13 protein-coding genes are annotated in these 14051 nt (G+C 62.9%); 9 read left to right on the top strand and 4 right to left on the bottom strand.

Annotation, left to right across the window (positions count from 1 at the left end):
• Positions 1-155 precede the first annotated feature (155 nt).
• Together P0M12_RS24765 and P0M12_RS24760 are read left to right on the top strand one after the other, a co-directional pair.
• A complete protein-coding gene (locus P0M12_RS24765; protein WP_277377007.1) occupies positions 156-842 on the top strand; it encodes a TetR/AcrR family transcriptional regulator C-terminal domain-containing protein in 687 nt (228 codons plus the stop codon).
• Between the two features lie 9 nt (positions 843-851).
• A complete protein-coding gene (locus P0M12_RS24760; protein ID WP_277377006.1) occupies positions 852-1979 on the top strand; it encodes an NAD(P)/FAD-dependent oxidoreductase in 1128 nt (375 codons plus the stop codon).
• A 15-nt stretch (positions 1980-1994) separates the two neighbouring features.
• Here the strand turns inward: P0M12_RS24760 and P0M12_RS24755 are convergent, their stop codons facing one another.
• Both P0M12_RS24755 and P0M12_RS24750 read right to left on the bottom strand, forming a co-directional pair.
• Entirely contained in the window at positions 1995-2846 is an 852-nt protein-coding gene (locus P0M12_RS24755) for an SDR family oxidoreductase (RefSeq protein WP_058226315.1), read from the bottom strand.
• Positions 2847-2948: 102 nt separating this feature from the next.
• Positions 2949-3692, bottom strand: a complete 744-nt coding sequence (locus P0M12_RS24750) for a GntR family transcriptional regulator (protein WP_007734901.1) — start codon at positions 3690-3692, stop codon at positions 2949-2951.
• Positions 3693-3788: 96 nt separating this feature from the next.
• On the opposite strand from P0M12_RS24750, the gene P0M12_RS24745 reads away from it, so the two are divergent.
• The 6 genes from P0M12_RS24745 to P0M12_RS24720 are packed head-to-tail and all read left to right on the top strand — an operon-like array spanning position 3789 to position 9531.
• Complete coding sequence (locus tag P0M12_RS24745; protein WP_277377005.1) at positions 3789-4916, top strand: TIGR03364 family FAD-dependent oxidoreductase; 1128 nt, start codon at positions 3789-3791, stop codon at positions 4914-4916.
• Positions 4917-4941: 25 nt separating this feature from the next.
• A complete protein-coding gene (locus P0M12_RS24740; protein WP_042450793.1) occupies positions 4942-5619 on the top strand; it encodes a phosphonatase-like hydrolase in 678 nt (225 codons plus the stop codon).
• A gap of 25 nt (positions 5620-5644) precedes the next feature.
• Positions 5645-6694 (top strand): 2-aminoethylphosphonate ABC transporter substrate-binding protein, encoded by a 1050-nt coding sequence (locus P0M12_RS24735; protein WP_003942754.1) that lies wholly within the window; start codon positions 5645-5647, stop codon positions 6692-6694.
• A gap of 2 nt (positions 6695-6696) precedes the next feature.
• A complete protein-coding gene (locus P0M12_RS24730) occupies positions 6697-7872 on the top strand; it encodes an ABC transporter ATP-binding protein (RefSeq protein ID WP_277377004.1) in 1176 nt (391 codons plus the stop codon).
• Positions 7869-8771, top strand: a complete 903-nt coding sequence (locus P0M12_RS24725) for a 2-aminoethylphosphonate ABC transporter permease subunit (protein WP_042924412.1) — start codon at positions 7869-7871, stop codon at positions 8769-8771. Before P0M12_RS24730 ends, P0M12_RS24725 begins: the two co-directional genes overlap by 4 nt.
• The gene (locus P0M12_RS24720) at positions 8746-9531 is read left to right on the top strand and encodes an ABC transporter permease subunit (protein WP_003942733.1); all 786 of its coding nucleotides are present in this window, start codon (positions 8746-8748) and stop codon (positions 9529-9531) included. Before P0M12_RS24725 ends, P0M12_RS24720 begins: the two co-directional genes overlap by 26 nt.
• 55 nt (positions 9532-9586) lie before the next feature.
• On the opposite strand, the gene P0M12_RS24715 is transcribed toward P0M12_RS24720, so the two are convergent.
• A complete protein-coding gene (locus P0M12_RS24715) occupies positions 9587-11209 on the bottom strand; it encodes an AMP-binding protein (protein ID WP_042450797.1) in 1623 nt (540 codons plus the stop codon).
• A 179-nt stretch (positions 11210-11388) separates the two neighbouring features.
• On the opposite strand from P0M12_RS24715, the gene P0M12_RS24710 reads away from it, so the two are divergent.
• Positions 11389-12198, top strand: coding sequence for a LuxR C-terminal-related transcriptional regulator (locus P0M12_RS24710; RefSeq protein ID WP_042450799.1), 810 nt, complete (start codon positions 11389-11391; stop codon positions 12196-12198).
• Positions 12199-12202: 4 nt separating this feature from the next.
• On the opposite strand, the gene P0M12_RS24705 is transcribed toward P0M12_RS24710, so the two are convergent.
• On the bottom strand, positions 12203-14017 hold the full coding sequence (locus tag P0M12_RS24705; protein ID WP_042450801.1) for a penicillin-binding transpeptidase domain-containing protein: 1815 nt from the start codon (positions 14015-14017) through the stop codon (positions 12203-12205).
• Positions 14018-14051 lie beyond the last annotated feature (34 nt).

The following is a 14051-nucleotide window of genomic DNA, read 5'->3' as shown; positions in this document are numbered from 1 at the left end:
GGATTGTGGGTGGCATCCTACTGACGATCGCAATGCTCTCCGGCGGTACAGGCATGTAACCCACCGCTCCCGATATGGCTCCGCACAGCGGTGGACGTTCAGTGCGTGATCCAACGAACATGTTCGTTACGAACATGTTCGTGTACGGTGAAATCATGCCCACTCAGCCAACAAGTCCGTCGAGCCGTCGCAATCGTCCGGCCAAACCCGCTCTGACACGCGAGGGCATCGTCAGTACCGCGGTGGAAATCTTGCGGTCGGAGGGCTTGCAGAAATTGACGATGCGTCGACTCGCCCTCGAACTCGACACCGGGCCGGCATCTCTATACGTGTACGTGCGCAATACCGCCGAATTGCACGCCGCCGTTCTGGACACACTTCTCGGAGTGGTCGACCTCGCCGAAAATTCCTCCGGCACTTGGCAAGCTCGCCTTGAACGGGTGTTGACCTCGTACACGGCCGTGCTGTTCGATCATCCCGGTCTCGCCCAGTCGGCACTCGTTTCCCGACCCAGCGGAGTTCACTACGTACGCCTGCTCGAGCGCCTGCTGGCATTGCTCGACGAAGGCGAAGCCCCTCCAGGTCAAGCCGCGTGGGGCGTGGACTTGCTACTGCAGTACGCGACGTCCACTGCTGCCGAACACTCGGCGCCGAACAATTCCGCCGACGCGGATGCCCGATGGAGCGCGTTGACCGACGCAATCCAGAACGCAAACCCGCAGACGCACCCACTCGTCGCAAGACATGCAACAGCTCTACTTGCCGGTGAACCCTCGGCGCGCCTCTCTTGGGGATTCCGCACGCTCATCACCGGCATCGAGAACACCCCACTCACTTCTTAGGAACCCACCATGAACCACTACCCCATCGCAATCATCGGCGCCGGCCTCGGCGGCCTCACCCTCGCCCGAGTCCTCCATCTCCGCGGAATCGATTCGGCGGTATTCGATCTCGAATCCGGACCGACAGACAGAACTCAAGGCGGGATGCTCGACATCCACGAAGACTCGGGTCAGATCGCGCTTCATGCCGCCGGCCTCTATGAGGAGTTCCGCGGCCTCGTTCATCAAGGCGGGGAAGAGACACGCGTCCTCGATCGAAATGCCGTCGTGCACCTGAGCGAGCAGGACACCGGAGACGGCGACCGCCCGGAAATCGACCGCGGCCAGCTCCGTGACCTACTGCTCAGCTCAATTCCGAAGGAAACAATCCACTGGGGAGCCAAGGTCCGCAGTGCTCATCCGTTGCCGGATGGTCGACACGAAGTTCACCTCGCGGATGGAACCCACTTCACCACCGATCTCCTGGTCGGCGCCGACGGTGCGTGGTCGAAAATCCGTCCATTGGTTTCAAACGACACTCCTGCGTACACCGGAATATCTTTCGTGGAGTTCGACCTTCACGACGCCGACAACCAGCACGTGGATGCCACTGAAACCGTCGGCGGCGGAATGATGTTCGCACTCAGTGCCGACAAGGGCTTCCTTGCCCACCGTGAGACCGACAACAGTCTGCACATCTATGCCGCCCTGCGAGTTCCCGAGAGCTGGGCAGCGAGTGTCGACTTCTCCGACGATCACATCGCGAAGAAGGTTCTGCTGGAACACTTCTCGGACTGGGACGAGTCACTGCGTTCACTGATCGTCGAAGCCGACAGCTCGCTGACCCCTCGCCCCATCCATGCCCTTCCCATCGGCCACAGTTGGAGCCGTACTCCCGGGGTCACTCTGCTCGGGGACGCGGCCCACGTCATGTCGCCGTTTGCCGGAGAGGGCGCGAACCTGGCAATGCTCGACGGCGCGGAACTCGGCCAGGCGATCGCGTCGCACAGCAGCACGGAGGAAGGGCTAGCTGTCTACGAAGAGCGCCTATTCCCACGCAGCGCCGCATCGGCACAACAGTCCGCTGATGGACTGGACATGTGCTTCGGCGAGAACGCACCCCAGGGGCTCGTGGACATGTTCACCTCACTCCCGTGACCTGACAAACTCGGATCAGGTCGTCACGTCCACGTGGGCAAGCGACGAGGACAAACCGCGATGGGCTTCAACTTGATCGAGTAGTTGGTGGGCTTTCTGCTCAACCACGGACACTGCATCGGCACCGGCGACCCAACGACGTGGGGGTAGCGGCGAATCGACAAGTGCCACAAGTGCCGCGGCAAGTTTCACCGGATCCCCGCCCTGGGCACCGTTCATACTCTTCCACGCTTCGACGGTCTCGCCAGTCCGAGCGTCGTAATCGTCTATCGACAATTCCGGCCAGACCGACGACGCACCCTCGACAAGCAGTTCGGTCCGGAAGAATCCCGGCTCCACGATCATCGTCCCGATTCCGTACGGTTCGACATCGAATTGCAATGATTCCATCCAACCCTCCAGCGCAAACTTCGACGCCGCGTAGGCTGCGCAAAACTCCTGACCAACCAGGCCCGCAAGCGAGCTGACAGTCACGACACGTCCACTCCGTTGCCTACGCATTACCGGCAACACCGCCCGTGTCACATTGATCGGCCCGAAAAAGTTGGTCTCCATCTGAGCGCGAAGTTGCGCCGGACTGACAACCTCGAAGAACCCGGCGTAGAAGTTTCCGGCGTTGTTCACCAGTACATCGATTCCACCAAATCGTGCAACTGCCGTGTCCACCGCAGCATATGCGGCTTGTTCGTCGGTGATGTCCAAGGCAATCACCAACAGGTCGTCATGCGCACCGATCGCTGCAGAAACACGGTCCGCATCACGCCCCGTTGCCACCACCGCGTGCCCGGCGGCAAGAGCAGCCTGAGCAATATCGACTCCCATCCCCCGGCCTGCGCCGGTTACGAACCAGACCTTCTTGTCACCCATGTTCACTGTCCTCCCGTTTGATGGAGTCCAGTACAGAACAAATTCCACGGGCCTGGGAGTGCCTATCGTTCCCGGTAACAGCAGACCCCCTCGACGCCCCTCCTACTCGCGAAGAGTCGTCAAGAAGGCAATACGGTCACCACGGTAGAGCGAACGAACGCGCTCGATCGGCACACCATCCGGGTCGACAGACGTCCGGTGTAATAGAAGCATCGGCATCGAGGTGGTGGACTCGACGAGGGTTGCCTCCCGCGGTGAAGCGAGCACCGTCTCGATCCGTTCGGTTGCGGAGGCAAAGACCACGCCGATGGAACGGATAGCCGCGTACAGCGACGTCGTCGCATCGAAAGCGTCGAGCATCTCACCGAACCTGCTGTCCGGCAGGAACGTTGATTCGAGTCCGATCTTCTCTCCGTCGGCGAAGAGGACACGCTCGAGGTGAACGACGCTGTCACCTGGTTCGATACCCAATTCCGTGGCGAGACCGTCGTCGGCCGACATTCGTTCGAAGGTCACAACCTTACGACTGGGTACTCGCCCAGCGCTCAGAGCACCTTCGGTATAGGAACGAATCGATAGCGGCTGAACCAACTTCGGACTCGCGACGACAGTGCCCCGCCCCCGCCGCTCGATTCGCCCTTCGACAAGAAGATCACGAAGCGCTTGACGGACCGTCTCGCGTGCGACTGTGAACCGCGCCGCCAATTCCCGCTCGGACGGGACTGCGTCGCCCTCCTCGAGCCCACTGAGAATGGTCTCGATCTCGGTGCGCACCCGGTAGTACTTCAACTCCGGTTCGATCACGACGCTCGAGGTCCCCGGCCCGGTGGACGTCTGCTGATTCATGGCGCAAGCGTACAAGAATTCGGTCTATACCAATTGTTAACCTGGAGTTCGTCTCGATTCCCCCTATTGGTCTAGACCAAACGTCACTATTTCTACATGCGAATTTTGATTGTGGGCGGAGGGATCCTCGGAACGGCGCACGCCGACGAGGCAATCCGTCGGGGACACGACGTCATCCATCTCGAACGTGAGCCCGAAGCCCGCGGTGCCACGGTACGGAACTTCGGCCTCGTCTGGGTATCCGGGCGAGCCCCGCACGAACTCGAAGCTGCGCTGCGCTCGCGCGAACTGTGGGCAGACCTTGCCGCCCGTGTCCCCGGCGTCGGATACCGCCCAGCCGGCTCCATCACCCTCATGCGCACCGAGGAGGAGGTCGCGGTCGCGCAGGAAGCGTTCTCTCGGCCGGACGCCGACAACCGAGGGTTCGCGCTTCTGGATCCCGACGCCGTTCGCGTCGTCAACCCCGCGCTCCGGGGCAAGTTTCTCGGCGGACTGCACTGCACGCTGGACGCCGCTGTCGAGTCACGGCAAGCGCTCCCCGCCATCCGTTCTTACCTCGAATCCTCCGGCCGTTACACCTTCCACGCCGGAACGGAAGCCCGCGAGATCACGACGACCACCTCCGGCGCACACATCCGCGACGACCACGGTCGCAGCTTCGACGCCGATCTCGTGATCGTCTGCCCCGGAGCAACACTCGGCGGATTTGCTCGCGATCTCGCCGGCGATCTCCCATTGCGCCGTGTGCGCCTGCAGATGATGCAGAGCGCCCCACTCGGCGAAAAGCTCACCACCGCAATCGCTGACGGTGACAGCTTCCGCTACTACCCGGGTTTCGCCGGATCTGCCCTCGATCACCTCCGTACAGTACAGCCGCAGGAACCGACTGCCGAGGAGCACCGCATGCAACTCCTGTGCGTGCAGCGCTTGCACGGCGGGCTGACCATCGGCGACACCCACGAATACAAGGAACCCTTCGACTTCGATGTCGACGAGGCGCCCTATCGCCATCTGTCCGGAGTCGTGGAAACACTTCTGGGACGCGATCTTCCGCCAATCGTCAAGCGTTGGGCGGGCGTCTACAGCCAGTGCATCGACCCCTCACAACTTGTTCACCGCGCACAAGCCGCCGACAACGTCTGGGTGGTTGCCGGCCCCGGTGGCCGCGGTATGACGCTCGGCCCGGCACTGGCGGAACAAACCGCCGACCAGCTCGGTCTCTGAATCCTTCCGACAAGAAAGACTTCTCATGTCTCCGATCACCCTTGCCGTTCTCGACATGGCCGGCACCACCGTCGCCGACGACGGACTGGTTCTTCGCGCCTTCGCAGCCGCCGCTGAAGCCGGCGGACTGCCCGCCGAAGGCCCGGAAGCCGACGCCGCTCGCCAGTACGTCCTCGACACGATGGGCCAGTCGAAGATCGTCGTGTTCCGGGCGATCTTCGGTGACGAAGACCGCGCCCAGGCCGCGAACGCCGCCTTCGAAACCACGTACGACTCCCTCATCGACCAGGGCCTGGCCGAGCCGATCCCCGGCGCCGAGAAAGCCATCACCACTTTGCGCGAGGCCGGCATCAAAGTTGCCTTGACCACCGGGTTCAGCCGATCGACCCAGGACAAACTTCTCGTCGCGCTCGGCTGGAAAACCCTCGCCGATCTCACCCTCTCCCCCGCCGAGGCCGGTCGCGGTCGACCGTACCCCGACCTGATTCTGACTGCCCTGCTCAAACTTTCGATCGACGACGTCCACCAGATCGCCGTACTCGGCGACACGTCCAACGACGTGCTCAGCGGCATTCGTTCCGGCGCATCCGTCGTCGCCGGAACTCTGACCGGCGCACACGACGAGCAACAGCTTCGCGACGCCGGAGCCACCCACATCGTCCCGTCCGTGACGGAGTTCGCCGAACTCCTCACCCACTCCTGATCTCACCTCCGAAAAAGGAATCGTCATGCGTCTACGCCCGAGCATCGCTGCGGCCGCTCTCGCCGTGTCCGTCCTTTCGTTCACCACTGCCTGCGGTGGCACCGGCACTGCTGCCGGATCAGACACCGAGACCGTCACCGTCTACAGCGCCGACGGTCTGTCCGGTTGGTACAAGGGAAGATTCGACGCCTTCACCGCGCAGACCGGTATCGCCGTCAACCTCGTGGAAGCCGGATCCGGCGAGGTCGTCTCCCGCGTCGAAAAGGAGCAGTCCAACCCACAGGCAGACGTGATCATCACGCTGCCCCCGTTCATCCAGAAGGCCGACGCCCAAGGTCTGCTCGAGCCCAGCGGAATCGACACCTCCGCCGTTCCTGCCGACGAGAAGGACGACGCCGGCAAGTACGTGCCCGTCGTCGAGAATTACCTCTCGTTCATCGCCAATCCGACTGCATCACCCGCCCCACAATCTTGGGACGATCTGCTCACTGACCAGTTCAAGGGCAAGTTGCAGTACTCCACGCCCGGCCAGGCCGGCGACGGCACCGCGGTGCTCTTGCTGCTCCAGCACCTGATGGGTAAGGAAGGAGCACTCGACTACCTCGGAAAGCTCCAGGCCAACAACGTCGGACCCTCGTCTTCCACCGGAAAGCTCCAGCCCAAGGTCAGTAACGGAGAGCTGCTGGTCGCCAACGGTGACGTCCAGATGAACCTCGCCTCCATCGCCGACGACGGATCGAAGTTCGACATCTTCTTCCCCGCTGGAGCCGACGGCACTCGCACCACCATTGCACTGCCCTACGTGATGGGCCTCGCCAAGAGCGCACCGAGCAGCGAACAAGCCAAGAAGTTGATGGAGTTCCTGCTCTCCGAAGAATCCCAGAAGACCGTCGCCACCGATGCACTCGGCGTATCGGTCCGCGAGGACGTCCGAAGCGCTGCCGGTGAATCCACCGACAAGAACACGCCTTCCGGAGTTCTGCAGGGCGTCAACGTGTGGACCCCGAACTGGAACGACGTCCTCAGCTCGCTCGACGCCGACATCGCCGCTTACCAGAAAGCCACCGGGAGCTGATCATGGCAAGAACCAGACTGGGGCGGACGCTCCCCGAGACCGTCGGTGTTCACGGAGCGATCGAACATTCTGCTCCGGCCATCACCTTCGATCGCGTCAACGTCGCCTACGGCCGCGGGAAGACCGCAACCCATGCACTCGTCGATTTCAATCTACGAGTGGCGCCGGGTGAAACTGTGGCACTGCTGGGGCCCAGTGGATCCGGCAAGTCGACCGCCCTGAAGGCCCTCGCGGGATTTGTCCGCCCCACGTCCGGTTCCGTCAAGCTCGGCACCCGAGACATCACCAATCTGCCTCCCGCACAACGCGGTATCGGCGTCGTCGTCCAGTCGTACGCTCTCTTCCCGCACATGCGTGTATCCGAAAACGTAGCCTTCGGACTCCGAGCCCATCGCGTGCCGCGGTCGGAGATCGGCACTCGCGTGGCCGAAGCCCTCGACATGGTCGGGATGTCGGCGTACGGAAAGCGGCTTCCCCGTGAACTTTCCGGCGGTCAACAGCAGCGAATCGCCATTGCCCGAGCGTTGGCAATTCGCCCTGGAGTACTCCTCCTCGACGAACCACTGGCCGCCCTGGATGCTCAACTTCGCGAGAGCATGCTCGGCGAACTGGCGAGACTGCGCGCAGCACTACCTGACACAGCCATGCTCTACGTGACGCACGATCAGAGTGAAGCCCTGGCGCTCGCAGACCGAATCGCAGTGATGCGCAACGCCAGACTCGCGGACATCGACACCGCTGAGTCCTTGTGGAAACGTCCGCCGTCCAGTTTCACCGCGGCGTTCCTCGGAGGTGCCAACCTGCTGCCCTGCACCGTCACACGCGTCATCGGCACCTCCGCGCTGGTCTCGATCGGTGGCACGCCGTTCACTGCTCACGCCCCGCAGCCCGAGATCGGGCACATCGAATGGGAGTCCGACATGGACGCCTACCTGTGTGTTCGTCCACATGCGGTAGGCGTAAGCGGCGTCGGCACACGAGGATCATTCCCGGCGCGCATCGTCTCGAGCGTCTGGCGCGGTTCCACGACGCGTCTGACGCTGGCTGTACGTGGCCTCGACGATGTCCGCGTCGACGCGGATGTTCCAGGGCACGACGAACGACCGGTCGACACCGAAGTGGGCGTCGTCCTGCCCACGGACGGCAGTGTCCTGGTTCCGGCGGATCGCCACCCATGACGACAACCCTGGAACGCCCCGAAACCGCTGCGCCCCAGCACAAAGACCCGATCCCGTGGCGCCGGATCGGCTGGACGCTGCCACCACTGCTTCTTGTCCTCGTGTTTGCTGTCTATCCCACCGCACGTGTCCTCACGGAATCTCTGAGCACCGCAGATGGCACCGGGTTGTCCACGTGGTCTTCGGTGCTCGGTTCGGAACTGTTCAGAACCGCGCTCTGGCGGACCATCCAAATCGCCGTGGCGTCGACCCTGGGTTGCCTGATCCTGGGAACCTTCCTCGCCTTGGTGCTTGCCTTCGTTCCGTTCGCCGGATCCAAGGTGGTGGGGCGATTGATCGACACGGTGCTCGCCCTGCCGTCTTTCCTGATCACGCTGGCGTTCACGTTCCTGTACGGGACAGCCGGCGCCGTCAACGCCTTGATCGTCCGCATCACCGGCGATGCGAGCGGCCCACTGAATTTCCTCAACACTCCGTTCGGTGTGATCGCGGCCGAAATCACTTTCTTCACACCCTTTGTCGTGCGTCCGCTATTGGCAGCGTTCACCCAGATTCCGCGTGAACAACTCGACGTGGCAGCCAGTCTCGGCGCGTCACCCGTCCGAGTTCTGCGGCAGGTGGTGATGCCGGAAGCGTGGCCGGCCCTCCTGGCCGGTGGATCGCTCGTGCTTCTGATGACGCTGAATGAATTCGGCATCGTGCTCTTCACCGGGGCTAAAGACGTCGTAACTCTGCCGGTCCTCATCTACACCCGCGGCATTGTCACCTTCGACTTGCCCGGCGCGGCAGTGATCGCGACGGTCCAGGTCGCACTCTCACTCGGCCTGTACTGCCTCTACCGATTCACCTTCAACAGATTGATGGGAGGCAGCCGTGCTGCTGTGGACACGAAGCTCTAGGGCCCTCGTACTCGGATTCTTCACCCTGGTCGTCGCGGTGGTTTTCGTCGCGCCCATCGCCACCGTCGTCGCGGCTGCCTTGGCCGGATCGTGGACCGGTCCACTCCCGTCGAATCTCGGCGGCAAGAACTTCTCCACGGCGCTGTCCGACGAGAACTTCGCCAGCCTGATCGTCAGTTTGCAGACTGCATTCATCGCGGGGGCATTGGCATTGATCGTCGGAACGTGGGCCGCGCTGGCCTCGCGTGAGGCACCGATGTGGCTGCGGCGCATCACCGATGCCGTATTCCATTTACCGATTGCGGTTCCGTCGGTCGCGATCGGCTTGGGTCTGCTCATCACTTTCAACGAGCGCCCGCTACTGCTCGGCGGCACCAAGTGGATCGTGATTCTCGCTCACACGGTTTTGGTGCTTGCCTTTGCCTTCAGTTCCGTATCGGCCGCGCTCGAACGGCTCGATCCCGCCTACCGTCAAGCTGCCGAATCACTCGGCGCCGGCCCGGTGCGGGTGCTGACACGGGTAACGCTACCGCTGCTGCTCCCAGCGTTGGGTGCGGCCGCCGGGCTTTCCATCGCACTGTCGATGGGTGAGCTGGGCGCAACGGTCATGGTCTACCCGGCGACATGGAAGACCTTGCCGGTCAGCATCTTCGGACTCACCGACCGTGGCCAGGTATTTCTTGCCGCAGCAAATACGACACTGCTGCTTGCAGTCACCCTGGTCGCCCTCATGGTGGTCGGCAGAATTCGTCGGCGCTGACCTTGCTGTGCGCCTTTATTAACCGCCGGGGGTTAATAAAGGCGCACAGCAGGGTTTATCCCTTCCTCAAGATGTACCGCTGAACCTTGCCACTCGGGGTCTTGGGCAGGTTCGGAACAAAGTGCACCGTGCGTGGGTACGCGTGCGCGGCGAACTTCTTCTTCACCAACGTCTGCAGTTCCTTCTCGAGTTCGTCGTCGCCGTCGACGCCTTCGCGAAGAACGACGAACGCCTCGAGAACCTCACCGCGCAACTCGTCGGGCATGCCCACCACGGCGGCCTCGATGACGTGCTCGTGCATGACCAGCACGCTCTCGACGTCGAAGGGACCGATGCGGTAGCCCGCCATGATGATGACGTCGTCGTCGCGCGAGGAGAAGAAGAAGAATCCGTCCTCGTCCGTCATTCCCGCATCACCGGTGATGTACCAGCGGCCGTCTTCGCTGAATCGCTGCTTCGTCTTCTCCGGCGCATCGACGTACCCGGTGAACCACATCAACGGGCTGTTGTGAGTATCGATCGCCACGCGGCCCTGAGTGCGGGCCGGTGCAATGTCATCCGAATTGTCTTCCAGCACAGCGGCAGACCAACCCGGCAACGGACGACCCATGGATCCGGGACGGACATCGTCGCGAAGTCCGTCGGCCCAGGCGTTGACGATGAACATGCCGTGCTCGGTCTGGCCGTAGTGATCACGGACCTCGACGCCCAACGAGTTCTTCGACCACGCAACAACATCCGGAGTCAAGGGCTCACCGGCCGAGGAAGCGCGGCGCAGCGAGATGCCTTCCGGAACGGGAGCCTTGTCGGCACGCAGACTGCGGTAGACGGTCGGAGCGGCGGCAAAATTGGTGACACCGAACTTCTCGATGATCTGCCACGTCAGCGGCGCGGAGAATCCGGCGTGCAGCAGAAGGCTTCGCGTGCCGGCGGCAAGCGGGCCGAGCAACGCGTAGTACAGCCCGTACGCCCAGCCCGGGTCTGCGGCGTTCCAGAACACGTCGTCCTCTCGGACGTCGAGGCCGAACTCCTGGTAGGCGTGGAACGAGGCGAGCGCGCGCACCGGAACCGGCACGCCCTTGGGTGTTCCCGTGGTGCCACTGGTGAACAACTGCACCATCGGTGCGTTGCCGCCGACTGCCTGAGCAGCGCCCTTCGCGTCTTCGGCATCCTGAGCTGCGACAAGTGCGTCGAAGTCCAACTCGTCACCGGCCGCGCCGCCCGCGACGATGACCTGCCATGCTGCGTCGGCGGGGATGTCCTCTCCCGGCGCGAGCTTCTCGAGCTGATTGGCGTCGGAAATGACCACCTTCGCGCCGCTGGCGGTCAAGCGGAAAGCGATGGCCGGCGAAGCGAACGCCGTGAACAAGGGCACGTGGACTGCTCCGCGGCGCCAGATTCCGAGGAGCGCGACCACCAGGTCCGCAGACTTACCCATCAAGGTCGCGACGTTGTCACCCGGCTCGACTCCGAGGTCGGCCAGAGCTGCCGCGAAACGCGCCGACTGCTCACGTAGATGACCGTAAGTGAGGTCCACCGAGCTAAGGTCTGCCTCGACGACGGTGAATGCAACGCCATCCGCGGGATGCCGATCGCAGAGCAATTCTGCGGCGCTGGCATGCGGGGTGTCGTACTGGTCCAGCAGCTCGCGCACCCGTGCGGTGGGATCGGTGCTCATCAACTTGCTCCTTATCGATCGTCGTATGGTTGGCCCGACCGGTTACGTTTGGCGGCTCGTCATACGTACTGTTCACCCCCTATGATCTAGCTCACAAGAGAACTTCACTACCCCCAGAAAGGGGTACCTGCGTGAACCGACATGCTTCGTCACTTCTGCGCCCCCGCGACGGGGACGCAATGCGAGGTGAACTCCGCACAATCGCAGCTCAGGGCGTTGTTCCCGTGCTGTTCGGAGGCGAGGTCCAGGACGGAACCCTGCACCTGAGCGAATTCGTCGGCACCCGCACCAACAACCTCAAGGGCTTGGCCATCCCGCCGCGCTCGGGCATGGGCGGACGCGTCGTAGCCCAGGGTTCACCGATCACCGTCAACGATTACGGCAATTCGCAGTCCATCACTCATCACTTCGACCGTCCTGTTCTCAGCGAGGGCCTGCATTCGATCATCGCCGTTCCGGTCATGGTTTCGGGAAAATCGCGCGCTGTGCTCTACGCCGCGATCCGAGATTCCGCTCCGTTGGGTGACCGCACAGCAGACGTCATGGTCGGCGCATCCCGGCGTCTCGGGATGGAGTTCGCCATCCGCGACGAAGTCGATCGTCGCCTGCAACTACTGCAGGCCGCCGCCGCGACTACCGCCGACGGTATGTCTTCGGAAGAGATCCGCGGAGTCCACGCCGAACTACGCAGTGTCGCCCAGACCGTCACCGACACCGACTTGCAGACCAAACTCCGCGGACTCTCCCAGCGTTTGGCCAACCTGCTCCGTCCCACCGCCGACGCCGAATCCGACGTCACGCTCACCCCGCGTGAAGTGGATGTTCTCTCTCAGGTCGCACTCGGCTGCACCAACATCGAAGCCGGCCAACGGCTTTCCCTTCGCCCTGAAACAGTCAAGAGCTATCTGCGAAGCGCGATGGGAAAGCTGGACGCGAGCTCACGCCACGAAGCCGTGGTGACCGCCCGGAGGTTGGGACTGCTCCCCTGACGGGTCAGTAGCCTTCAGGCAGGGCGGTGAGCATGTCGCGGGTGACTGCGACGGCGTTGTCCGAACTTCCGCCCCGCACAACCAGAGTCGCGAAGGCCAGGTTCCCGCGATAGCCGACGAACCACGCGTGCGATCCCCCTTCGACCTCGGCTTCCCCGGTCTTGCCGTACACCTCACCCTGATCTTCGACGCGTTCTGCAGTACCGCTGGTGACCACGAGTCGCATCATGCCGCGCAGGCCGTCGACCATGGCGGGCGAGATCGCCGGGCGCTCACCGTCGATGGTGGTTTCGCGCCCTGAAATCAGTTGCGGCACCGGAGTCGAACCGTTCGCGACCGTCGCCGCTGCCATCGCCATTCCGAACGGACTGACCACGACCTTTCCCTGACCGAACCCGTCTTCGGTCCGCTGCACCAGGTCCGACGCCGGCGGCACCGAACCGGAATCGATCGGCAATCCCACCACGTTGTAGTCCTGGCCGATGCCGAACTGCGCTGCGGCAGTGGTCAACGTGTCTGGTTGCATCTCGCTGGCCAGCTTGGCGAAGGACGTGTTGCACGAACGCGCGAAGGCCGTTGCCATCGGCACCGTGCCGAGTGAGAACTCGTTGTAGTTGGGGACGCTGCGCTCACCGATCTCGATCCGGCCCGGGCAGGGCACCATCGTGTCGGGGGTCGCCTGACCGGTCGAAATTGCGGCGCCTGCCGTGATGATCTTGAACGTCGAACCGGGCGGGTACTGACCCATCGTCGCGACCGGTCCGTCGCGGTCTGCTGCCTTGTTCTGTGCGACAGCCAGGATCGCCCCACTCGACGGTTCGATGACTACCATCATCGCCTGATCCTTGTTCACGTTCACGGCACGCTGAGCAGCGATCTGAATGTTGCGATCCAAACTGATACTGAACGACGGAACAGGTTGCGGCGCAGTCTCGGTCAGCACATCGGTGTCGACGCCGTTCTGGTTGACCGTGACGACACTCCAGCCGGCTTTGCCGTCGACCTCGTCGATGATCGTCTTCTTGATCTGCCCGAGAAGGTCGGGCGCGAACTCCGGGTCCGTCGAGACGAGATCCGATTCGTCCGAGACAGAGACTCCCGAGATGGCTCCCAGTTGCGCCGATACCTGGTCGTAGTCGTCACTGCGCAGGCGGGTCACCAGATAGTCGCCCTTGACGGCCGTCGAGGATTCGGCGATCGATTGACCCGTCAGCGAAGAATCGAACCGACCGAGAACACTTGCGAGATTGTTTGCGGAACCAATGATGTCGTTGCTCTTGGAGCGATCGAACTTCACTCGGTAGACAATTCCCGGCACCAGGACATCCGTGCCCGAATGCTCGTTGACCCGCGCTCGCGGCGCCGCGGTTGCCCGCAACGACATCGTCTGCTTGTCACCGAGGCGCGGGTGAACGTCCGTCGAACTCCACCGGACGGACCAGTCGCCGTCCTTGCGTCCCATCTGCAGCTCGCCGTCGTACGTCCACACACGGTCTTTCGGAAGGTGCCACTCGTAGGTGTAGCCGACCGTCGCAGTGTCACCGTTCATCTTCACCGACGTGGTCTCGGCAGTCATCGACTCGGCCTGGAGCGCATCCCAGGTGTCACTCAATACAGGACCCGCGGAATCAGGCCGGTCCGTCAGTTTTGCTGCCTCGTCGATATCCCTGTCACCGAACGCACTCAGGAACTGCTGCGCGACGGGCTCGGGGCCGGCGGGTTTCGGAGTACACGAACTGATCCCCACCGCCAAGAAAATCACGGTGCAGGAGGCCAACAGTTGGGCCGAGCGACTACGAGAGAAATGCCGAGTGTTCATCGAGCCCCATAGTAGGGCGACAAATGCTCCACCC

The sequence above is a fragment of the Rhodococcus sp. RCBS9 genome, assembly GCF_029457415.1.
Taxonomy (GTDB): Bacteria; Actinomycetota; Actinomycetes; order Mycobacteriales; family Mycobacteriaceae; genus Rhodococcus_F; species Rhodococcus_F qingshengii.
This window is presented reverse-complemented; position numbering and strand designations above follow the sequence as displayed.